Source organism: Caldisericia bacterium (genome assembly GCA_030018355.1).
Classification (GTDB): Bacteria; Caldisericota; Caldisericia; order B22-G15; family B22-G15; genus JAAYUH01.
In genome coordinates this window covers 139,501-162,638 of record JASEFN010000003.1, presented here as the reverse complement: position 1 = coordinate 162,638, position 23,138 = coordinate 139,501, and the positions used below count along the sequence as shown (strand labels likewise).

Sequence of the window (23,138 nt, the reverse complement as noted above, 5' to 3'; positions counted from 1 at the left end):
ATCAATTTTTATATACTCCTTTTCTCTTAATTATTTTTAAAATATTCAAAATAAGAATCAAAATGGGAAGTTCAATGCTTGGCCCAATTACAACTGTTAAAGGAATAAGAGGATTTGTGAATGCAGAAACTGCTATTGCTAAAGATGCTTCTGAATTTCTTGCAGATAATGTAAAAGATAGAAGTGCAATATCTTTATATCTAAGATTAAATATTATTCCAACTAAAAGAGCAATAATAAAAATTGTGATAAAGTAAACTAAACCTGGTAAAATCATCTTAACTACTATTAAAGGATTTTGAAAAAGAATCTCTCCCTGAGAAGCAAACATTGAGATTATAACTATACCAAGAATTATTGTTTTTAAGTATGAAATTTTAAATTTTTCTGAGAAAGACTCAATTGTTTCATATTTTTTTATAATAATACCTTTTAAAATTCTCGAAAGGATGAATGGAATAAATAAGAATATACCAACACTATATAAAATTGAGGCAATATCTAATCCTACAACTTTTCTTGTAAATATCCACATATAAACTGGTATAAGTGCAAGTTGAAGAATAATATTCCATGCCAACATAACAATTCCAAGTTCAACATTTCCATCTGCAAGTTCTGTAAAAACAAGATACCAACCAATACATGGAGTTATTAAATATAATATTAATCCTACATGAATTCCAGGGTCATTCTTTAAGAAAACTATCCCTAAAAAATTAGCAAAAAATGGGGTAAATAAAAAGTTTATTATAATGGCAATTAAAATAACATTCCACTTCTTAAAAGAATTTAATATACCTTTAATATCAACAGAAATCATAATGAGTAAAATAACTAAAAATATTCCTATAGAGACAATGGGTACAAGTTTAGAAGAGAAGGAAGGAAATATTTTACTTATTATTAATCCTATTATAATTGAGGTAATTAAAAAAACTGGTTGTAATTTATCTAATAAACTTAGATCTTTACTTAATTTCTCCATCACTTTTACCTCTTATATTTATAAAAGCGTGTTTTTCTTATCAAAAAAGATGTTACAATTATAACAAATTTATTCTTTTTTGTTATTGTTATTATCCTCTTTATTTTTTTCTTTTTTCCATCTTTTCAAAAATTATTTCACCTAAATATCCAATTATAAATGCTGTTGGTATAACTAAAAGAGTACGAATTATTGCAAATTTTAAACCTAAAAAGTGGATCTCAAGAGGAATAATTGGTATTTTTGCTGACCAACTTGTTATAAATGCCAATGCTACTCCATATGAAATTCCATTGTCAATTAAAGTCCCAATAAGTGGAAAAATTGTAAAAAGAGAACCTCCTAGAAACATAGGGATAGTTGATGCTATGAAAAATCTTTTCCAACCTGCCTCTTTTCCAAAATGTTTTGCAATTTGTTCGGGATTAAGCCATACAGTAATAAGGCTTATAAATATAAAAACAGAAATTATAATTTTAATTGTTTGAGCAAATGTATTATAAACAATCTTTCCAATTTCAACTCCTTTTGATTTGGATATTAAGAAAGTAATACCCCAGATTGCTAAACCTATCAAAATATATATTATTGCTTCTTTAATAAGTTTTTTTCATTTTTATCTCCTTCACATAATTAAATGTATAAAAAGGGAAAAAATAAATATTAGTAAAAAAGTTAACAAGTTTCTTATCAAAGTAAATTTCTTTCCTAAAAATTTTATTTCTGCTGGTAATGTTGAAACACCAATAAGAATTGCAGTTCCGATAAAAGCATATAACACAGCATAACTTGCTCCTTTATTTAATAGAGTTCCAGAGAATGGATAAACAGCAGATGGTTGAATTAATGCAACCGCTCCAATTATTTCACCTAATAATATTCCTTGAATTCCACTTTTTGAACCAAGTAAATTAGCAATTGTTTCTTTTGAAACAAAAACAGTAATTAAACCCATAATTACAAAAATGAAGAATATTACTGGTAAAACATTTAAAGAGATCTCTTTAAATGGAATTAATTATATAATAATTACCAATATCCATAACTTAACCTCACTCTAATGTAACAAATCTTCTACATTTGTTAATTTACCATCTAAAAATAGTTTAATTGCTTCATCAACATTGGTTTCATTACAAACATAAACATCAATTCCAGCATTTTTTAAATCATCATATAATCTTCTCCCCATACCATGAGATATAACAATATTCACATCTTTTAGTGCTTCAATTATTGCTGAATGAGTATCAAAGTGATGCAATCCCCTATTATGAATTCCTCCATGATGTCCTGTAAAGGTGTTAGGTAAATATTCTCTTTTTTTAATCTCATTTCCCTCTATTTCAAAAATTACAAAACCTCTTGTTCTACCAAAATGAGATGAAATAATTTTTCCATCATTAGATGCAACTGCAATTTTCATATATAAAACCTCCTTTTAAAGTTATTTTTTACTTTAACTCTTCTAATCTTTTCTTAATCTCTTCTAACTCTTTCTCAATATCTTCCCTTAATTCCTCAAGATACTCTTTTAAATCTTCAAGATACTCTTTTTCTTCCTCTCTACTCATTCTATGATGCCACCATGGTCCTAAACCAAATCCAAACCTTCCATAAAAACCAAATGGTGGAAAACCAAAATAGAAACAATGTCTTCTAAACCATCTTCTCATATCTTACACCTCCTCTTCTTTTGAAAATTCTAACAATTTATTTAAAATTTCTATATTTTTTTCGATATCTTTAATAACCCTTTCTCTTAATTTTTCACCATTTTCAGTTAACCAGTAGACTCTTTTTGGGGGGCCACTCTCTTGAGTTTCCCATTTTGATTCAATTAAACCTTCTTCTTCTAACATTCTTAAAATTCTATAGCCTCCTCCCATATGTGAGGGTCCTTTACAAATAAAAAATTCTGGGAAAATAGAATTTAATTTATTCATAATTTCATAACCGTGAAGACATCTTTTGCCTAAAATTATTAAAATCCACGCTTTCAACCAAAAACCACTTGAAAAAGGCAATCCTTTAAAACAAAAACCTCTTTTCATGAAAACCTCATATATATAAAATTTTTATATATATTATAAATATAGATTTAAAATTTGTCAAGAGTATTAAAAATTATAAACTTTTTTCCATTTTATAAAAATAAAATTTTTTATTTGAAAAATTTATCTCAAATTCTTTTACTATTTTAAAACCAAATTTTTTATATATTTCAATAGCAGAAATGTTTTCTCTTTCAACATCTAAAGAAAGTTTTTTTAAATTTTTATCTTTTGCTAATCGTTCAGTATAAAATAAAAGTGACTTTCCGATACCTAATCCTCTAAATTCTGGATATACAGCAATATTACTTATATAATACTCATCTTTATTTACAATGCTTAGTTTTGTGAATGACTTTATAAATTTTATTAAATTTATAAAAAAATCAAATTTCATTATTTTTATCAATAATAAACCTGTATTAAGTGATGTTTTCATTAAATCATCATATGAATATGATAGAACCATTCCTGCAATTTTATTATTATATATTGCAAAGTTTGTTAACTCATAACTAAATTGATTATTTTTTAAAGTATAAAGTTGTTTAAGAATCTCTTTCGCTTTGTCTCCAAATATTGTATAAAAGAGATCTTTTCCTGTATAAATTATCAAATTTGCAAAATCTTCTTTATATTTAATATCTCCATTTTTTATGATTAATATCTCCATTAATTTAATTTTAAATTATAATGTTATAATTTTATATAGGGTGTGCTAGGCGGGGAGATAGCGGTGCCCTGTAACCCACAACCCGCTTAGTGGGGCTGAATTCCTTCTGAAGGTGCATCCTTTTTCAGAAGGTCCTCAACTGGAAAAGATGAAGGAAGGAAATGAGGAAATCTTGAGGTCACAAACCCCGCCAGGTCCGGGAGGAAGCAACGGTAAGTGATTCTCAGGATGTTCCCTCATAAATCTTTCTGGATTTTCTGGTTGAGGAAGACCTGAGGAAGGGTGTATCGTAGGAAGGTGCACACCCTTTTATTTTTATGAAGAATAAATTATAGTTATTTTCTTTTCATTACCATCCCAACTCACTTCTGCTCCAAAACTTTCAGCAATAAATCTTATTGGTACAAAAGTTCTTCCATCTTTTATAAGGGGTGGTACATCTAAAATAATTTTTTGATCATTAACATAAGAAATTTTATTATTAATCTGGAGTATTATTTTTATATTCTTTGAAGACAAATAAATTCTTACTGTTTTTGTTGAAGAGTCCCACTGAACTTCTGCACCAAATGCTTCAGCAATAAATCTTATAGGTACTAATGTCCTCCCATCTTTTATAAATGGTGGTGCGTCAATTTCTTTTTGTATTCCATTAATTTTTGCTATCTTCTTTCCAACAAATAGCTCTATTGTTACTTTATTTGAGACACTTTTTGATAAAATAACCTTCCTTTTAATCTCTTTTGAATTACCAGCAGAGTCAAAAGCTCTGACAACTATCAAATTTTCACCTTGTTTTAAATTAACAACTTTAGCAAAATATCCACTACTTGAAACAAGAACTTCTACATCATTAATTGTTACTTTTGCGTCTTTGTTTGTTTTTCCTTTTACAAGAAGAGATTCTTTATCTGTTACAAGATTATCTGGTATATCAACAGTTAACTCTAAAGCATCTTCTAAAATAACTTTAGTTGTATCATATTCCATATAGTAATTTGGATCATCATCATTAGGATAATAGTCAAATTGGTTTTCATCTAACCAAGTTCCAACTCCAACCCAATAGTTAAACTTTTTTGGAAATCCTATCAATTCAAGAGGTAATTTAACCTCAATAATATTAGAATTATTCTCAATTTTAAAATCCTTTAATTCTTCATAAAAATACCAACCATCTTCTTCCCAAATCCAAAGTTGACAAAATATTCCATCTTCATCAGAAAAAGTTCCAATGTGGATAAGAAAATCTTCTCCCATACCCTCAGATGAAGGCTTACCAGTTAATGAATTTTGATCAGAATCAATGTTTATTTGAACTAAGGCTTTTTCACTTAAAATATCTTTCCATGCTCTATATGTTTCTATCTTAAAATAAACATTTTTTTCATCATGTTTCATATAAGTTGCTTTAAGATCATAAATATAACCTTCATCTTTATCTTCAAATTGCTTTATCCAACCCTTTTTACCAACAAGATGATAAGTTAAAAAGTATGTCTCAGTTGGTGCACTATCAACTATAGTAAATTTTACAGTATCATCTGTAGAGCCTACCCAGTAATTTATATCCTTTGGATTTCCAATTTTTGAAATTTGAACTGTAACTATAACAAAGTTTGTATTTTTATTAAAAACAAAATTTTTATTTTCTTCAACAGTTTCCCATTTTGTATCTTTCCATTTTAAAATAAATGAAGTTAATTTTCCTTGATAGCCACCAACATAAATTGAAAAATCTTCACCATTACCTCCATATGGATATCTTGGAACGCCTGTATCTGGATTATTATCTATATCCATTCTTACAAAAAATCCTGTTTTAAAAGGATCAGTTATTAAATTATATGTTTCAATTTTAAAAGATAAGTTTGTTCCATCAAAAGAAATGAAAATTCTTGATAAATCAATTGTACTTAACACACTTCTTGGTGATGTGTATTGTAAAACAAAATCACTTATTAATGTCTTTTCAGTTTGAAATTCAAAAGTAAAATCAGACAAAAGATTATTACCATTAAGGTCTGTTATATTTTTACTTACAAAAACTTTGTAAGAAGCACCTTCTTCAAGAAGAGTATCAGGTATAAATCTAACTATATAACTTTCTTTTTCATAAACAATTTTTCCTGAAACTAACCTGTCACCCTTTTTTACATAAAATGTGTTTTGATTTAAAGTAGATTCAATTAAATTATTAGAGAATTTTACAAAAATTTCTGTATTTATTGGAACTGTGCTTAAATTTTTAGGATAATAATCTAAAATTTCAAGTTTTGTTGGTTTACTTGTTAAATCATAATAAACATAATATTCTGGATCATCATCATTAGGATAATAGTCAAATTCTTCACTCTTAACATCTCTTAAACCAACCCAAAAACCAAATCTATTTAATTTAAAATATTTCTTAGGTACCTTAACAGTTGCTTCATTTGAATTTTTAGGAATATTAGATTCAAGATCTTCAAGTTTTATCCAAGTTTTTTTAGTTTTATCATAACTATTTATATCTGAATAAAATTTTCCCTCATATGTTCCTAACCAAATAAGATAATCTTCACCATTTCCATTGTTTTCTTTTGTCCAACCTGTATTCGGATCATTATCAACTTCAAGATAAATTAAAATTCTGAATTGAGTTTCTGGATCCCCCCAATTTCTATATGAATTTATTTTAAATATTAAATAATCCTTTTGATTTGATATAGAAGCACTCTTCAGATCTATTTTATTACCTTCGTCTTTGTCATAAAAAACTACAACAAAATCTTGAGTTTGAGAAATTGTTCTAAATGAAAAGGAATAGTCATTTTCAAGTGAATTTCCAAAATTATCTTTTATACTCTTTTTAATTGTAACTGTATAGAGAGTTCCTTTTTTAAGTTCAGTTAAGGGTTTAAATATAATTGAAAAATCTAAGTCATTATAAATTAAATTTCCTTGAAGCGTTTTTGTTTCTTCTTGTACTATAAAGTTAGTTGAAGTAACTGTTCTTTTATCTATATTTCTATCAAATTTAACAATAATATCAATATTTGTTGGGACATCAGATTGATTGTTGGATGGATAAGTTGAAATAATTTTTGGATTTGATATTTTTTCAGAAAAAGAAGTTAAAGATAAAATTGGTTCACCAAATAAATTTAAACAATAAATGTTGTGTGCAATAACCTTATTTAAATCAATATCCCAATCCCAAAAATTTTTATAATATGAGATATAAGATTTATTTAAGGCCACGCCAACACTATCATTAGAAGAAAGAAAATTTAAAAAAGTTGCATTCATATAATACATTGAAGGATTTTTTTCAAAAGGTTCATATGTTAAATTTGGGAAATACCAAGAAGATCTTGAATTTCCTATAAAAGCAACACCATTTCCAAGTGTTAACATATTCTTTGCCAAAGAATCTTTTTCTGGATAAAGATTTAGGCATGATGTTGAGAAATAAATGGATGGATTTTTTGGATCAAATTCACTTACCATACTATTTGAAACAAAATCATCCCATCTAATTTCATCTGAAGTTGGATATCCATTATAGTCATAATCAACGGCCCAAATTTTACGAGCAGTACTATCCCAATTTCCATGTCCCATCCAAGATACAATACCAGGATTAAATTCATTTACATATTCTATAAAATTACTCTCATTTATCTGATCATCTGTAATATCTCTAACTTTTGTTATAGCAAGTCCCTCAAGTTCATTTAAATTTTTTCTTATAAATCCTTTATTTTTCAAAAACATTTCATAAATTAAATTATTTACATATCCACCATCTCCATCAACTTTAAATCTATTTTCTTCATTCTGGAAGTGCCAAAATGCACCAAGAAAAAGAATTCTTTTTTTATTCTCTTCATAACTTTTATCCATAAAAACTCTTGTTTTTAGTAATACAATTTTTATTTCCATTTCAGTATCAAACGGTATTCTTCCAACACTTATCTCAGGAGTAAGATCAATTTTATCTTTTCCTGGCTCACCATATAACCCATCTCTATTCGAGTCCCAATCGCCTGTTAAATCTGCATAATAAAAGTCAGAAGGTATAAATTTTGTTTCATAATCTTCATTTGCTTCTCCTGCATACAAAATTTTCATTGGAATCGAATTTGGTGAGCCAACAATCAATAAATATTTAAATCCATTTTTGTTATATTCATCTTTTATATAATTTCTTAAAATTTCAGGTGTTATTTTTTGAGACGTGATTGAAGAAAGTTTTACAAGTTTAACTTTTAATCCTTTTGACTCAAGATAATTTTTGTGTTCTTCAAGAAGTTTATAAGCACTATCAATTGTAATGATAAGATAATCATAACTCTCCTTTGAAATTAAGTTTTTATAATAAGAATAAATTGATTGATAATTTATAAAATCGCTTTCTTCAATCTCATAAACTTTTTCATCACTTTTGTCTTGAGTATAGTAAATCTCTATATCAAAACTTTTAACAAAGATCAAATTTCCGTCATCATAAAGAAAAGGATAAACAGAAAATGTTAAAAATCTTATCCCTCTAAAATTATTTTCAGATAATAAAAAAATAGGTTTATCAATTCTAAAATCATCCTTATTCGTTGTAAATTCTTCATGAGTTCCAATTAAATATGGCTTTTCGCCTTCTTTTAGTTTAAATTTTCCCTTAACTCTCTCTAAAGAAAGATTTAATATCTTATAACTTAATAATTTAGTATTAGGTGGTAGTAAGACTTTAATATTCTTTTTTGGGAAACATTTGTTAGAAAAAGAATCTATATTGTTATAACCATCTACAAATGGAATAACAAAGTCATCCTCAAAATAAAGTTCATATTTTTCATTTGAAAAACTTAATCTAATAATATTTTCTTCAAAACCAAAAGTAGAAATTGGAAATAATAAAATCAAAATAGTTATAAAAATTAAAATATTCTTTATCATAAAATACCTCCAAATTGATTTTTTTAAAATAATTATAATATAAATTAAATTTTTAAAACATCAAAAAATCTTTTAACATCAGAGATAGGGTTTTGAGTGTCAAGAATAACTATCTCGCTTGGTGTAAATTTTATTCTATTTGAAAAAATTTTTTCAAGTGTTTTAATTTTTATAGAATCAATTGGAGTTTTATTTGTTGGTTTTATAAAAATTTGATTGTTGAAATTGGTTATTTTTTTAATTTTATACCTTTTCATCAAAACATTTAATTTTGAGGTTTCTATAAGATTCTTAATATTTTCATCAATTTTTCCAAATCTATCTTCTAACTCTTCTTTTATATTTTCTATCTCTTCAAAATCCTTTGCTTCAAAAAATCTTCTGTAATAATAAAATCTTGTTTTCTCATCTTCTATGTAGTCTTGGGGTATTGAATTATCAATATTTATTTCAAGATCTGTATAAATTTTTGGTTCAACCTCTTTTCCCTTTAGTTTTGCTATCTCTTCTTCAATAAGTTCAAAATATAAATCAAATCCAAGAGCATTTATATGACCAGATTGTTCTTTTCCTAATAAATTACCTGCACCTCTTATCTCAAGATCTTTAAGAGCAACTTGAAAACCAGCACCTAAAAAAGAATAACTCTCAAGAACCTTTAATCTTTTTTTACCTAGTTCAGTCGTTTTTTTAGGATCATAAAAAAGATACGCAAATGCTCTTTTATCTCTTCTTCCAACTCTCCCTTTAAGTTGGTAGAGTTGTGATAAACCAAAATTTTGTGAATCAACAACAATTATTGTGTTTACATTTTCATTATCAAGTCCTGCTTCAATTATAGTTGTTGAAAGTAGAAGATCAAACTCTTTATTTAAAAATTTAATCATGCCATCTTCTATTTCTTTTGGATCTAATCTTCCATGTAAAACTAAAATTCTAAGATTAGGAATGAGGGATAAGAGAAATGCTTTTTCTTTTTCTATTGTTTCTATTCTGTTATGAACATAGTAAACTTGTCCATCCCTTTTAATCTCTTTTTCTATTGCAACTTTAATTTCAAATGGATCAAAAGGCATAACTTTTGTTTCAATTGGATATCTTCCAATAGGAGGAGTTCTTATTATTGAGATATCTTTTATTCCAGATAAAGCCATCTCAAGTGTTCTTGGAATTGGTGTGGCAGAAAGATAAATTGTATCTACATCTTCTTTTAATTTTTTAATTTTCTCTTTATGTTCAACTCCGAAAAGGTGTTCTTCATCAATAATTAAAAGTCCAAGATCAAAGAAAACTACATCATCTGATAAGGCTCTATGAGTTCCAATTAAAAAATCGATTTTCCCATCTTTTAAATCTTTTAAAATTTCTTTTTCTTCCCCTTCGCTTAATAATCTTGATAACATCTCAATTCTTATTGGTAAATTTTTAAACCTATCTTTAATAACCCTCAGATGCTGCATAGCAAGAATTGTAGTTGGTGTTAAAAGTAAAACCTGCTTTCCATTTAAAATAACCCTTAAGGCACCTCTTAAAGCAACTTCAGTTTTTCCAAATCCTACATCACCACAAATAACTCTCTCTGCAATTTTTTCACTCGAAAGATCATTTAAAAGATCCCTTATTGCTTTTTCTTGATCACAAGTTAAATCAAACTCAAAAGAGTTTGCAAATTCTTCCTCTAACTCTTTAAATTCTCTAAATGGAACCCTTTTAGTAATCTCTCTTTTTGCATAGAGTGTCAGCAGTTCTTTTGCAAATTTAACTATATCTTCTCGTGCTTTTTCTTTTGATTTATTCCACTCATTTCCTCCTAATCTTGAAAGAGATACATTCTCAATATCTCCAATATACTTTTTTATTCTTTCAATCTTTTCAACTGGAACATAAAGTTTTTCATTTTTATCATATTCAATTAAAATATAATCTTTAGATTTTCCTTCTCTTTCTAATGTGATTAATCCTTCATATCTTCCAATTCCAAAATCAACATGTACTACTATATCTCCTCTTTTTAATTCCTTTATTGATTCAATCTCTTCAATAAGAGAAGGCGATAATCTTCTATGTGGAAAACTTGGCTTTCTTTTTTTACCAACAACTGCAATTTTTTTATCTACACTTACAAAATTTTCTTTTATTACTCCTTCTAAATTTTGAGAAAATCCATTATCAAATCCTATATAAAAAATCTCAAAGCCGTTTTTCTTTAAATCTTCAATAAGTTCTTTTGTTTTATTTAAAGTGTAAAAAGTAGAAATCGATGTAAAATCGAAACTAAAATCTTTAATCTTTTCATCATAAATTTTAATTAGATTATCTATATCAAAATTTTCTTTATATGTTAAAAAAATATATGAATCTTTTAAATATTCAAAAATATTTATACCCTCCTTAAAATTTTTTATAACTATTTCATCCATTTCTTTAATTGAGCGTTGAGATATAATATCAAACTCTCTTATACTTTCTATTGTATTTCCATCAAAAACAACTCTAATTGGATTTTCACTTGTTAATGGAAAAAAGTCGATAATTCCACCTCTTATTGCAAATTCAAGTGGATTTTCAACATAATTTACTCTATTATATTGATTAAAAAATTTTTTTATGAAATTTTCAAAATTAAGCACATCTCCTTTCTTAACTTTTATAATTTCATTCTCAAAAAGAATATTTCTTTTTAAAGTTTCACTTTTTAAAAATAGAATAACTTTTTCTCTTTCATTGATTATTTTTAAAGTTTTTACAAAATTTTTTAAATTTATTTCATCTATTTCAGGATCTTTTAGAAATGCTTCTTCTTTATTTTCATCGAAAGAAAGGGTCTCTTCATAAATTTCATAAAGTTCATCTTCATCTTCTAAAATAAAAGCAATTTTAGGATAATAATTTTCTTTTAAAAATAAAATAAAAAATGGTAATGCACCCCTTGTTATTCCACCAATATTTTTAAACTCTTTTTTATAATCTGAAAAAAGGATATTAATAAATTCCTTTTTTGTTAGATTTTGAAATCGCTTTTTCTGCACCATAAAAAATGAAAGTTTTAATTATCTCTTCCCCTAAATTAAATGCTTCTTTTAATTTTCTTCTTTCAATGATTGTTATTGGACTCAAAACATAATTGACTGGGTCTAATTCTTGCGGTGGTCTACCAATTCCAAATCTTAATCTAAAAAATTCATTTGTTTTTAACTTTTCAACTATTGACTTTATTCCCTTATGCCCTCCATCTCCTCTATCAAAAATAAAATGCACTCCCCCAATCGGTAAATCCATATCATCATGAATAACAACAAGTTTATTTAAATCTATCTTTAAATTAGAAACAATTTCTAAAATTGATTCACCAGAAAGGTTCATATAAGTTATTGGCTTTACAAGTAAAATTTCTTCTTTTTTATCTTCAAAATAGATAACACCTTCCCCTATTTCTGCCTTCCACTTTAATTTTTGAATTTTAATTTTTAGTCTTTTGGATAAAAAATTTATAAAATCAAAACCAATATTATGTCTTGTACCTATATATTCAAATTCTGGATTTCCAAGTCCTGCAAGTATATACACAATTTATTTTTTTTCTTGAACACCTTTTTCAGGCGTTTCTTTCTTCTCTGGTGTAGTCTGAGGTGTTTCTTGAGTTATACCTTCTTCAGGTTTTGCTACTTCAACTTCCTCTTCTTCAACTGTTGTTACTGATACAACAGTCTCGAATGGTTCATGAAGAATTTTAACACCTGGAGGAACTTTAAGATCTTCAATATGAATTGAATCTCCGATTCCAAGACCACTTATATCAACTTCTATAAAGGATGGAAGATCAAGTGGTTTTGCTTCAACTTCTATCTCATGAAGTGCTTTATATAAAACTCCACCTTCTTTTACGCCCTTTGGTTCTCCTATAAAATGAATTGGAACCATTGCTGTAATTTCTTTTTCAAGAGAAACAGAATGAAAATCAACATGAATTATTTCATCTGTAACTGGATGATACTGCTCCTCCTTAATTAATGCAACATATTTACTCTTGTCTTCATTTACTTCAATTTCAACAAGAAAATCTTCCTCTTTTTTCAATCTAAGTAATTTTATTAAATCTTTTTTATTTACAGAAATTGGAAGATTTTCTTTTAAACCCTCTCCATATATTATTCCAGGTACTAAATTATTCATCCTTAGTTTTTTAAGTTCACTTTTTCTTGTAATATCTCTTTTATATACAGTTAATGGTATCTTTTTCATCTTTTTCCTCCTTTTAACTCTTTAAATATTTCAACTTATATAAGTTTATAAATTTTTTTTAATTTGTCAAAGGGTTAAGTATATAACTTATGAAAAACCTTTTAAGTGAAATAAAAATACATCATGGGTACTATGAAAAATAATAAAGTCAAAGCGGTTTTTAGGGTTACTATTGTATATTTGTAATTTGTTTACTTATTAAGTATGATCAGTTAAAATTTGTGAGGTGGTAATAAATAAGCCATTAGTAAATTTAAATTTATTCAAAGTGTTAGAAGTGAAATTAGTAGAATATTTGTTTTAAAGTTGTTCGAGATTATAAAAACTAGTTTTTAAAGTGAAGGTTAAAATTGGTGAAATATAGGTCTTTTTATAAATAGATTCGGATAGTGGGATAGATTTTGCTTTTATATCTAAAAATGTTGTTTCTTTTTTTAAATATTTCTTTGAAGATTAAAAAGATTTTTTGATAATGTGTATATAAAGTCGGTTAAGAAATTCTTCATATTTGAGAATTTTAGAAAGTATAATTCTTGATTTTTATTTTATTTAATTTATTGATATAATTAGTAAAAGAAGAAAAACTCTAAAATACTAAGGTGGATTTAAAATGGAATTAAGATTAGAGTGCAAAATCATAACACCAATGTTTATGGCTGGAGCTGATGGTAGAACTCCTGAGTTAAGGTCTTCAGAGTTTAAAGGGATGATGAGGTGGTGGTGGAGAGCAATAAAAGCAGAAGATGATATTGGAACCTTAAGAGAAAAGGAAGCTGAAATTTTTGGGGGAACGGAAAAGGGAGAGGGCAAAAGCAAGGTGAGAGTAATGGTAAAGCCAGATTTAGTTGAGATAGGTAATGACGTTCGAGAAGTAATCAATAATAATTCTGGACTAAAATATTTATATTACTCAACATTTTCATTAAGGGTAAGGGGAGAACCAATAATAAGGAGGTATTATAAACCAGAAAGTAGTTTTTCACTTGAAATAATTTCATTTGATTATGATTTCTTTAGGAAAGCAAGCGCAGCGTTATGGACATCTATTTATCTTGGTGGATTTGGAACAAGAGCAAGAAGAGGGGGTGGAAATCTTGCAGTTGAAAGTGCTGAACCAAATAATATTGGAGGTATAGAGTTTTATTGTAATGCAATGAGTGTAGACGACTTGGAAATTTGGCTTAAAAAGAATTTAGAAATTGTCATTCAGTTATGTAATGCTAATGTAGGTAGTTCACAGTATACTACTCTAAAAAATGGGAAAATTCTTCTATTCGAACCTTTAGGCTCATGGATAGACGCACTTAATGTTATAGGCGAAGAATACAAAAATTTCAGAAGCAACAAGAAAAAAGAAATTTTTAAAACTGCAATATTCGGAATGCCTGTTATGCATAATCGCTTTAGCACACGATTAGTTCCCTATAAAAATAGGAGGGAGCGACTTTCGGACAGATGGGCTTCGCCAGTAATATTTAAGGTAATTAAAGGGAAAGGAAAAACTTACTTCCCTGTTGTCATTTTCTTGAATCCCGGTGGAGTTAATTTAATTGGAAAGGAAAAAAGAGTTGGTAATAATTGGAGTAATACAAAAGAAGTTCAAGAAATCACTTTTGAGATATTGTCATCTTTTAGAGATTATTTAAAGCCTACAAAGGAGTTAACTTTATGAGTAATTTTGGTGAAAAGTTAAAAGCTTTTCTTCATGATCCAGTGGATAAATGTGTTGATATTCCAACCCATATTAGAAGGGCAAAAGATTACGCTGAAAAAATAGAGGTAGTAAACGTTGAACAAGCAAAAGGGCCTGATATCATCGCATCATGTATGGAGCGAAGTTTGCTTCCAGCTGGGATTTCACAGGATTTTAATGAAATCAGGCATCCTTTAAGTGAGGGGAAGATGGATATTTCGAATATTAATTCATCTGAGGTTTTCTCGGTTGTTAGTGAGGTTTTTAAAGAGATTGGAAGAGAAATAAGCAGTTACGATGATGAACGCAAATTTCTTTATATCTGGAGAAATTTACTTATAAAACTTATTGAGAGATCCCGTAATAGACCATGGTGCAAGTATATACCACTTTTCCCGGCGGATACGAGGGTACCAGATCACTCAATATGGGAACATTTGAAGGTTTCATCTGCAGTTAATGCATACTTGTATGATGATAAATTAATTCAAAATAATTCGTTATTTCTTTTCACTATTGGTCCTGTTCAATCTTTTATTTCACAGGCAAGGAAAGCACAAGATCTTTATATTGGGAGTTTTCTTCTTTCGTATTTAACCTTCATTGGGATGAAGGTGATAATAAACGAGTATGGTCCGACATCGATTATATACCCAGATCTTTTCAATCAACCTCTTATGGATTGGTTTCTTGAGAGGGAGAAAGGAATTCGAGTCGAGAAATCAAATTCAGATTTTGTTAGTATTCCAACAATCCCAAATAGATTCGTTGCGATAATTCCTGAATCTGAGACAGAAAAAATTAAACAATTGGCTGAGAGAGCGAAAGAGAAAATTTTTGAGGAGTTATCAAATATTCTGGATGTAATTTTGCAAAAGTTAAGTTTAAAGGCAGAAGAAATAAAAGATGCGATAGTGAAACAGCTTGTGGATTTTCCACAGGTATACTGGGTTGCAGTTCCGTGGAGAAAAGGCGAGGCTGATATAGAGGTTGATGACTTTAAAAATTTCTTCTATGATGGTGAATTAAAAGCATGGAAGGAGCTTTGGAATTTTGCAAAGAATAAAGAAGAATATTCTCCAAATATTGGTCTACTTTATCAGCTTCTTTATACTGTGCTTGAGAAATGGATGGGTGCAAGAAAAAATTTAAGAAAATTTAAGCAAGTTGAGGAAACGGGACGTAAATGTTCTCTCTGTGGGGAGAGAAATGTTTTATTTTTCTGGGAAAAAGAGAATAAGAAAAAATTTACAAAATACAATCCAGAAGCAATAGATTTAACTGATAGGGTAGAACATAAGTATTTTTCTAGCGGTGAAGGCTTATGTGGGTTATGCTTCATTAAAAGAACATTTAAACTTTATCTTGAAGAAAAAGTTGATAGAAGCTTTGAAGATTTGACATTTCCATCAACAGCAGAAGTTACCGTAGCAGATTTTAAGAAGAAAGCGTTGAAGGAAGCTAGAGAAAAGTTTGAAGAATATGAAAACTTACTTAAAAATTCACTGAGCAGTAAACTTTCTATTGTATCTTCTATACCAAAGTTGAAGGATGTAATACAGAAAACTGTGGAAGGTGAATTGTTTTTTGAGGAGAATTTAGAAAAGGAGTCAATAAAAGAAGAATTCGATGTTGATTTAACTGATGAGCAGATAAAGCAAATTAAAGAATGTCTTAAACAATTATCTGAAAAAGTAGGAAAGCCAAATCCTTATTATGCTTTAATTTATCTTGATGGAGACAACATGGGGAAGTGGCTTTCGGGTGAGCTTCTTCCGAAGATTGAGAACACTTATAATTCTGAGGTGTGGAGAAAGTTACCGGAAGATTTTAAGGAGCAGTTAAAGGTTAAATCTTCAAAGAAGCTTTTAACGCCAGCAATACATGCTTCTATTTCAAATGCTTTAAGGAATTACTCCATAGAGTTTGTGAAGAAAATTGTTGAGGAGGAGCATCTTGGGAAACTCATATATACTGGCGGAGATGATGTGTTAGCTTTTGTTAATTTAAGAGATTTACTTGATGTTATGGAGAAGTTAAGGTTTGCTTTTTCTGGAGAGACAAGAGTTGAAGATGGCCAAATAAAAGTATCTGGAGAAAATCAAACGGGTTTTGTGGAAAAAGATGGAGTTTATTACCTTACGATGGGGAAAAAGGCAACTGCATCTATGGGGGTTGTAATTGCACATTATAAGGAGCCATTAAAAATGGTGATAGGTAAAGTTTTCCAGATGGAGAAGATGGTGAAATCAAATACAAGTAAAGATTCCTTTTCAATTCTTCTGATAAAGAAGTCAGGAGAAGAAAGGATAGTAATGTACAAGTGGATATACAAGGATAGCACAACCAATGATGTGCTACAAACTATTGATGTGATAAAAAGGGCGAAGAATGCAATGGATGATGAGAATGAAAGGCATATTTCTCATGGATTTATCCAGAAGTTAAAAAGGGAATTTTTGAGATTAAAGGACAAGGATGGGCGCTTGGTGTCATCTGAGGATGTATTCAATGGTGAACTTTATAGATTGATTTCTCGTGCTTACAATTATAAAGGAAGCGGAAAGGATGAGAAAAATAAGAGAAAAGAGCTTATTGATGACTTTTACACAAATATTCAAAAGCTTTTCTGGAAATCTGGTGGAGATTTAGACAACTTTACCAACTTACTTGAAATTGTGAGTTTTTTAAATAAGAGAGAGTAGTATGTGGTATAAGATTATACCAAATGATACTTTATTTTTCAGAAGTGGAATACCTTTCACAATGGGTGCGGAGTCTTGGACAGAGATAATTTTTCCACCAAATCCTACAACATTGTATGGTGCGATAAGGACATGGCTAATATTTGAAAAGGGAAGTTTGAAAGATTTCAAAGAAGGGAGGTTCAAAGAAGAATTAGGAACGACTGAAACAAAAGGCTCCCTAAAAATTAAAGGTTCAATTCTGTTAAAAGGGGAATTATTATTTCCTTCGCCGTTGGATTTACTGAAGAAGAAAGAAAACAAGAGAAATGATATTTTAAAGTCTTTAACTTTTTCTGAGAGGCCTGACATATTTATTTCAGATTATCAAATGGATGGGATTTTGGTTTGGAAAGGTATGGAGCATATAAAAGAAGCTGAAGGTTATATTACTGCTATTTATTTGAGTGATTATTTATTAGGGAAGAAAGGTTTAAGACTAACAGAGAAAGATGAGCTTTACATTGTGGAGTCGAAGATTGGAATTGCAAGAAACCGTATAACAAAAACCACAGTAAAGGGGCATCTTTATCATGTGCCAATGATAAGGTTGAAAGATGAAAAATTGAAAGGTGATGTGGCGATTGCTGTGTGGATTGAGGGGGTTGAAGACGTTCCTGAATCGGGTATAATTCAGCTTGGCGGAGAAGGGAAAACTGCGAAGATAGAAAAAATGGAAAGTGATTTACTTCAAGAGATTAAGGGTATAAGTTTAAGTTTTAACAACAGGTTATTTAAGATTTATCTTGCTACACCGGCAATTTTTGAAAAGGGTTATCTTCCAAGTTGGATTGATGAAAATACGCTTCAAGGAGAGCATAAGGGTATTAAATTGAAGTTGGTTGGTTGCGTAATTGGGAAATATAAATTGATTGGAGGATGGGATATGGCGGAAAATAAGCCAAAACCTATGCGAAGGGCAGTTCCTGCGGGGAGTGTATATTATTTTCAGATACTTGATGATTCTGATGTTCAAAAGGTTAAGGATGTTTTTCATTTTAAGAATATTTCGGACATATATCCAGAGGAAGGTTATGGTTTAACATTTATTGGGAGTGTATCATGAAGAAGGTAATTACGATGGTTGGGACATCGATATTTGAGAATTATTTTGAGGAAGAAAAGAGAAATAACACTTCTAGAGGTTACTTTGAAGATCTACAGGAAAAGAAGGCAGAGGAATTTGATTCAGAAAAGAGGAGGATTCAATCTCTTAGAGATGCAATTAAAGAATGGATTGACTCAAGAAAAGATGAGAATAAAGTGACTCTATCGGCGGAAGTGAAAAGCCTTTTAAAGTTAAAAGAGGAGTTAAGGGATGATGATTTTGAAGTTTATCTTCTGTATTCTGATACAATTTTAAGTAAGCTTGCGAGTCAGTTAATAGAAGAAATTCTTCAGGATTTAGGGTTTGATAGTAAAAAAATTTACACAAGATTTATTAAGTGTTTGCAGGTTCAGGATAGAGAAGAGTTTAATGTTGGTATGAGTGAATTGATAAATGAGATTTATAGGATTGCGGATGAATACTGGGATAATGTGATTATTAACATCACTGGGGGATACAAGGCGACCATTCCGTATCTTACGATCCTTGCTCAGGTGAATAAATGTCCTGTTTATTATATATTTGAAAAAACTGATGCTTTAATAAAGATACCTTACATTCCATTAGATATTAAATGGGAGATATTCGAAGAATATGAAGAGTTTTTTGCTAAATTGGAAAAGGATGGGGTTAGTGAACTGAAGGGTATTAATGAGGAAGACTATGCAGATATTTTAAGTCTAGTGGAAAGGGTTGAAAACTTATATTCTCTAAACAACTTGGGGATAGTTTTATGGGAAAAGTATAAGCGAGGGTTTAGAGTTTTTTATGTATCTAAATTATTTAAAGAGTATATTGGCAAGGACCAAAATTTTAAGAACATAGCGGAAAAATCTTTATTAGAGCTTAAGCGAAGAATAGAGCAAAACCTACAGGATCCTGATTTAGACCATAGATTGGAAGGTGTGGATTTACAAGACTTTAAATGTTTTAAACATAAGGAGAATAATTTACAGGTAAGGATTTTATATAAAGTAAAGGAAAGAAAAACTCGGTATGGTGTCATGGAGTATGATATTTATGCTGGAGCGATTAGCATAGGAAGTGATGTGCATAATGTTGAAAGTGAGTATGTTGAAACTTTTAAAAATAACTTGTCGAAGATAAAAGATTTAGAAAACTACAAAGTTTATAAAATACAAAAGGAGGGATGGCATGTTTAAAAAAGTACAGTCATTGTTCATAATTGCAGAAACTCCTGTTCATGCTGGAAGTGGGAGTGAATTGGGGCTTGTGGATCTTCCCATTCAAAGGGAAAGGCATACGGATTTTCCCAAGATTGAAGCTTCAGGACTAAAGGGCTGTATAAAAGAGGCGTTTGGAATTGCGAATAAAGAAATTGAATTAAATGCTAAAAAAATTAGACCCAAAGACAAAATAAAATACATTAAAGACAATGCTGAAACAGAACTTAACAAAGACTATTTATCACTTGTTTTTGGACCAGAAGATAGTGATGAGCATGCAAGCGCTATTACTTTTACGGATGCGAGAATTCTTTTATTTCCTGTTAAATCGTTGAAGGGTATTTTTGCTTGGATAACTTGTCCGATGGTTCTTGAAAGATTTAGTAAGGAAATCAAGATGGCTGGTATAAACTCTAGCAATTTTGGAAACTTTTACACACTTCAAAACACTACACCAAGACAATCAAATCTTGCAATTGAGTCAAAAATTATACTTGAAGAATTCACTTTTGAAGTAAACGAAAATGATATAACCTCTGGAATTGCTGAATGGTTCGCAAATCGAATTTTCCCTAGTGATAATGCTTATAACTATTGGAGGGAGAAGTTAAAAAGTGATCTTGTTATTTTAAGTGATGATGATTTTAAGCAATTTGTAAAGACCTCTACTGAGGTAATTACGAGGACGAGAATTGACGATAAAACTGGCACTGTTGCGTCAGGGGCGCTATGGACAGAAGAATATTTGCCTCAAGATACAATCTTATATTCTCTCGTGATGTTTACAGAGCCAAAAGTAAAAAGTGATGAGCAAAAAGGGATATTTAAATCTGTTACTCCACAGGAAGAGGCAGAACTTGTTGCTAAGTTTTTTAAAGATGGGCTTCCAGAGATAGTTCAGATAGGGGGCAATCAAACAATTGGAAAGGGTTTTGTAAGGTTAAAAATCCTTTGAAAATTAACAAAGGAGGTTAGTTATGCCTGATAGAGAGAGTTTAATTACAAAACTTGAAAAGGGGAGAGCAGAGTTTGCGTATAGGTGTGTAAAGGAAGTGGTTGATGAAAATTCTTCTAATAAAGAATTACTCAAGAATTACCGTGCTTACTCAAGAAAAATTCCTCAGATGATTCTTTCCAATGGACTTGGGCAAACCCTTGCATTTGTTAAGTCGAAAGCAAAAAATGGAAATGCTTATGAACTTTTATATTCGCAAATGATGGATTATCTTAGAAGTGATTCAACAGCAAGAATAAAGATGCCAGATAACATTGAGTTAGTAGAATGGGTTATTTCGCTTGATTCTCAAAATTATCGATATGTCACAGAGGAGATACTTGCATTTTTAAATTGGGTGAAGAGGTTTGCAGAGGGTTTGATTGAAACAGAGGAGGAGAGTGAAGAATGAGTATTAGGTTTCATGTATCAAAAAATAAGTATTTTCCTCGAGATACCTTTAGTATACTTTCAGCTCAAAGCATTGGACCTGATAATAATTTTTATTTTCTATTTAACTCACCAATTGTTCTTGGGGAGATCTTGCCTGAAAGGATAGTGATTAATAAGGAAATTGAGAAATTCAAATGGGAAAGAAATTTTTTAGAAAACATTCAGAAGAGAAGAGAAAATTTGATTAATCTTTTAAAAAATAATGGTTTTAATGTTAAGAATTTTCAAAGCATATGTCCTTGGCATCTTATAATTGGGCTTGGAGGAGTACATCCCCAGGAAACATCGATGACTTTGCATCATATTTATGGGATTCCGTATATTCCGGGAAGTGCGGTCAAAGGAGTAACAAAGCATTGGGCGGTGTTGAAGTTTGCAGAACAGAAGATGAATAAAGATAATAAAAGTTTTGAAGATGCTGTGGAGCAAATTTCGAGTGATCTTGAAAAAGGAAACGAGTTGGATTTGGAAATTGGTAATATAAAATTTGGAGAGTTGATTAAAATCTTCGGCACTCAAAAGCATCAAGGGAAGGTATATTTTATAGATGCTTATCCGGTAAGTGATATAAATTTGAAGATTGATATAATGAACCCCCATTATCCTGATTATTATTCTGGAAAGCAACCTCCGGCAGATTGGCAAAATCCAAAACCTGTAGAATTTTTGACTGTTGAGAAAACAACTTTTCGATTCTATTTAATTTCACAGGACAATTCTTTACTCCAAAAGTCAGAAGTGTTATTAAAGGAAGCATTAGAAAAGTTTGGTATTGGAGCGAAAACATCGTTAGGATATGGAATATTTAAGATTTAGGGGTAAAAATGTGTCAATAGTACAGTAGTTTGTTAAGTTTTTCAAAATGGATTTATATTTCTTATTACATTTCCAAAATTAACGAAAAGAGATTTTTACAAAAATTTTTTAATAATTTATTTATGATTGAAAAATTATATAGGTAAATCATGATTTATCCTTATTAAGACATTTTATCAGGTAAATTGATGTAAAAATTGAAGTATGTGTTAATATTTAGAAATTTTATTTTTAATAAAAAATTTATTTTATTGTAGTATTTGAATCTTGTTAATTTTTAGTTTTATTTTACGAGAAGTTTGAATAGTATCTGTGAAGATTTGAAATGTGCAAGTTTTATATAAACTATATGAAATGTAAAGTTTACAAATTTTTGTAATAACAGAGTAATTTTTATTAAAAACAGAGATTGACAATCTTACAATATAACAGATAAAGGAACTCAAAGAATACAAAATAAAAAATTTTAATTACTTTTATTGGCTAGTTTTTTATTTTTAAAAAATGCAAGTTTACTTTATTTTCTAGAAGCTGATAAAGGTGAAATAATATTTAATCAAATACTCTCACAGAATAACATCAAATTATATAAATACTATTTCAGAAAAAGAACTAGAAATAGGATAGAAGTATATTTTGTTATAAAAAATGGGAAAATTATTTAATAGTTGAAAGAAAATTCTAAAAAAAGCAAAACATAAACTTTCTCTACTTTTTTCAAAGGTGAGTACATTACTACGTAGAATATTGACAAATATTTTTTATTAATTACATTGATTGTTAAAAATATTAAAGGTAATTACTTTAAAGGAAAAATCAGTTCTTTGAAAGGAGAAATAGTTAAAGCGTAAATTAGGTTATCCTGTTATCTTAATAGCAAATATAAAAAAACGAACTTAAAAGAAATATATAAAATATTATAGATATTTTTAAGTTTGAAAGTCTTATATGTGTTTCAAAAATTAAAAGCGATTCTGATTTTATATATTTAGAATTACAAATCTTGAACATTTATAAAAAATATTCAAATAAAACAAAGAAATTGATCTTTTTTAAAAAATAGAAGAGGTTATATAATGTTTAAAATTTTATTAACTGAAATTAAAAGAGCATATTATTAATGTATAAAGTAACTTCCCTAACATCTTAAGAGATGAACTTTTCCTCTTTCAATAAAATTTTCCGTTTCATAGGCAATTACCTACAAGTGGTCCGTTTTTAGAAGTTTATCTAAGACCCAAACTTGAT

At 28.9% G+C, this 23,138-nt stretch carries 18 protein-coding genes and 1 other RNA gene; 8 read left to right on the top strand and 11 right to left on the bottom strand.

Going from position 1 to position 23,138, the window contains the following annotated elements; all coding sequences use genetic code 11:
- Position 1 precedes the first annotated feature (1 nt).
- From QMD25_04105 to QMD25_04075, 7 genes are all read right to left on the bottom strand, one after another.
- Complete coding sequence (locus QMD25_04105; protein MDI6861184.1) at positions 2-988, bottom strand: arsenic resistance protein; 987 nt, start codon at positions 986-988, stop codon at positions 2-4.
- Between the two features lie 100 nt (positions 989-1,088).
- A complete protein-coding gene (locus tag QMD25_04100; protein ID MDI6861183.1) occupies positions 1,089-1,565 on the bottom strand; it encodes a permease in 477 nt (158 codons plus the stop codon).
- A gap of 48 nt (positions 1,566-1,613) precedes the next feature.
- Complete coding sequence (locus QMD25_04095) at positions 1,614-1,988, bottom strand: permease (GenBank protein ID MDI6861182.1); 375 nt, start codon at positions 1,986-1,988, stop codon at positions 1,614-1,616.
- 57 nt (positions 1,989-2,045) lie between these two features.
- Positions 2,046-2,414: a NifB/NifX family molybdenum-iron cluster-binding protein gene (locus QMD25_04090; protein ID MDI6861181.1), complete on the bottom strand. Its 369-nt coding sequence runs from the start codon at positions 2,412-2,414 to the stop codon at positions 2,046-2,048.
- A 28-nt stretch (positions 2,415-2,442) separates the two neighbouring features.
- The gene (locus tag QMD25_04085) at positions 2,443-2,664 is read right to left on the bottom strand and encodes a DUF5320 domain-containing protein (protein MDI6861180.1); all 222 of its coding nucleotides are present in this window, start codon (positions 2,662-2,664) and stop codon (positions 2,443-2,445) included.
- Positions 2,665-2,667: 3 nt separating this feature from the next.
- A complete protein-coding gene (locus QMD25_04080; protein ID MDI6861179.1) occupies positions 2,668-3,042 on the bottom strand; it encodes a PadR family transcriptional regulator in 375 nt (124 codons plus the stop codon).
- A gap of 73 nt (positions 3,043-3,115) precedes the next feature.
- Positions 3,116-3,715, bottom strand: coding sequence for an N-acetyltransferase (locus QMD25_04075; GenBank protein ID MDI6861178.1), 600 nt, complete (start codon positions 3,713-3,715; stop codon positions 3,116-3,118).
- Positions 3,716-3,755: 40 nt separating this feature from the next.
- On the opposite strand from QMD25_04075, the gene ffs reads away from it, so the two are divergent.
- An RNA gene (gene ffs, locus QMD25_04070) (signal recognition particle sRNA large type) lies at positions 3,756-4,020 on the top strand.
- Between the two features lie 10 nt (positions 4,021-4,030).
- On the opposite strand, the gene QMD25_04065 is transcribed toward ffs, so the two are convergent.
- The 4 genes from QMD25_04065 to QMD25_04050 are packed head-to-tail and all read right to left on the bottom strand — an operon-like array spanning position 4,031 to position 12,895.
- Complete coding sequence (locus tag QMD25_04065; protein MDI6861177.1) at positions 4,031-8,653, bottom strand: stalk domain-containing protein; 4,623 nt, start codon at positions 8,651-8,653, stop codon at positions 4,031-4,033.
- A 44-nt stretch (positions 8,654-8,697) separates the two neighbouring features.
- Entirely contained in the window at positions 8,698-11,685 is a 2,988-nt protein-coding gene (mfd, locus tag QMD25_04060) for a transcription-repair coupling factor (protein MDI6861176.1), read from the bottom strand.
- Positions 11,636-12,220, bottom strand: coding sequence for an aminoacyl-tRNA hydrolase (gene pth, locus QMD25_04055; GenBank protein ID MDI6861175.1), 585 nt, complete (start codon positions 12,218-12,220; stop codon positions 11,636-11,638). The genes mfd and pth overlap by 50 nt, the downstream gene beginning before the upstream one ends.
- 3 nt (positions 12,221-12,223) lie before the next feature.
- Entirely contained in the window at positions 12,224-12,895 is a 672-nt protein-coding gene (locus QMD25_04050; protein MDI6861174.1) for a 50S ribosomal protein L25, read from the bottom strand.
- Between the two features lie 610 nt (positions 12,896-13,505).
- Between QMD25_04050 and cmr1 the strand changes: the two genes are divergently transcribed.
- Genes cmr1 through cmr6 form a run of 7 tightly spaced genes read left to right on the top strand, consistent with a single transcriptional unit; the run spans position 13,506 to position 21,890 of the window.
- Positions 13,506-14,567 (top strand): type III-B CRISPR module RAMP protein Cmr1, encoded by a 1,062-nt coding sequence (gene cmr1, locus QMD25_04045; GenBank protein MDI6861173.1) that lies wholly within the window; start codon positions 13,506-13,508, stop codon positions 14,565-14,567.
- Positions 14,564-17,293 (top strand): type III-B CRISPR-associated protein Cas10/Cmr2, encoded by a 2,730-nt coding sequence (cas10, locus tag QMD25_04040; GenBank protein ID MDI6861172.1) that lies wholly within the window; start codon positions 14,564-14,566, stop codon positions 17,291-17,293. The genes cmr1 and cas10 overlap by 4 nt, the downstream gene beginning before the upstream one ends.
- Position 17,294: 1 nt before the next feature.
- Positions 17,295-18,398, top strand: a complete 1,104-nt coding sequence (gene cmr3, locus QMD25_04035; protein ID MDI6861171.1) for a type III-B CRISPR module-associated protein Cmr3 — start codon at positions 17,295-17,297, stop codon at positions 18,396-18,398.
- On the top strand, positions 18,395-19,603 hold the full coding sequence (locus tag QMD25_04030; protein ID MDI6861170.1) for a putative CRISPR-associated protein: 1,209 nt from the start codon (positions 18,395-18,397) through the stop codon (positions 19,601-19,603). The genes cmr3 and QMD25_04030 overlap by 4 nt, the downstream gene beginning before the upstream one ends.
- A 13-nt stretch (positions 19,604-19,616) precedes the next feature.
- Positions 19,617-20,582, top strand: coding sequence for a type III-B CRISPR module RAMP protein Cmr4 (cmr4, locus tag QMD25_04025; protein ID MDI6861169.1), 966 nt, complete (start codon positions 19,617-19,619; stop codon positions 20,580-20,582).
- 22 nt (positions 20,583-20,604) lie between these two features.
- Positions 20,605-21,033, top strand: a complete 429-nt coding sequence (gene cmr5 / locus QMD25_04020) for a type III-B CRISPR module-associated protein Cmr5 (protein MDI6861168.1) — start codon at positions 20,605-20,607, stop codon at positions 21,031-21,033.
- Complete coding sequence (gene cmr6, locus QMD25_04015; protein MDI6861167.1) at positions 21,030-21,890, top strand: type III-B CRISPR module RAMP protein Cmr6; 861 nt, start codon at positions 21,030-21,032, stop codon at positions 21,888-21,890. Before cmr5 ends, cmr6 begins: the two co-directional genes overlap by 4 nt.
- Positions 21,891-23,138 lie beyond the last annotated feature (1,248 nt).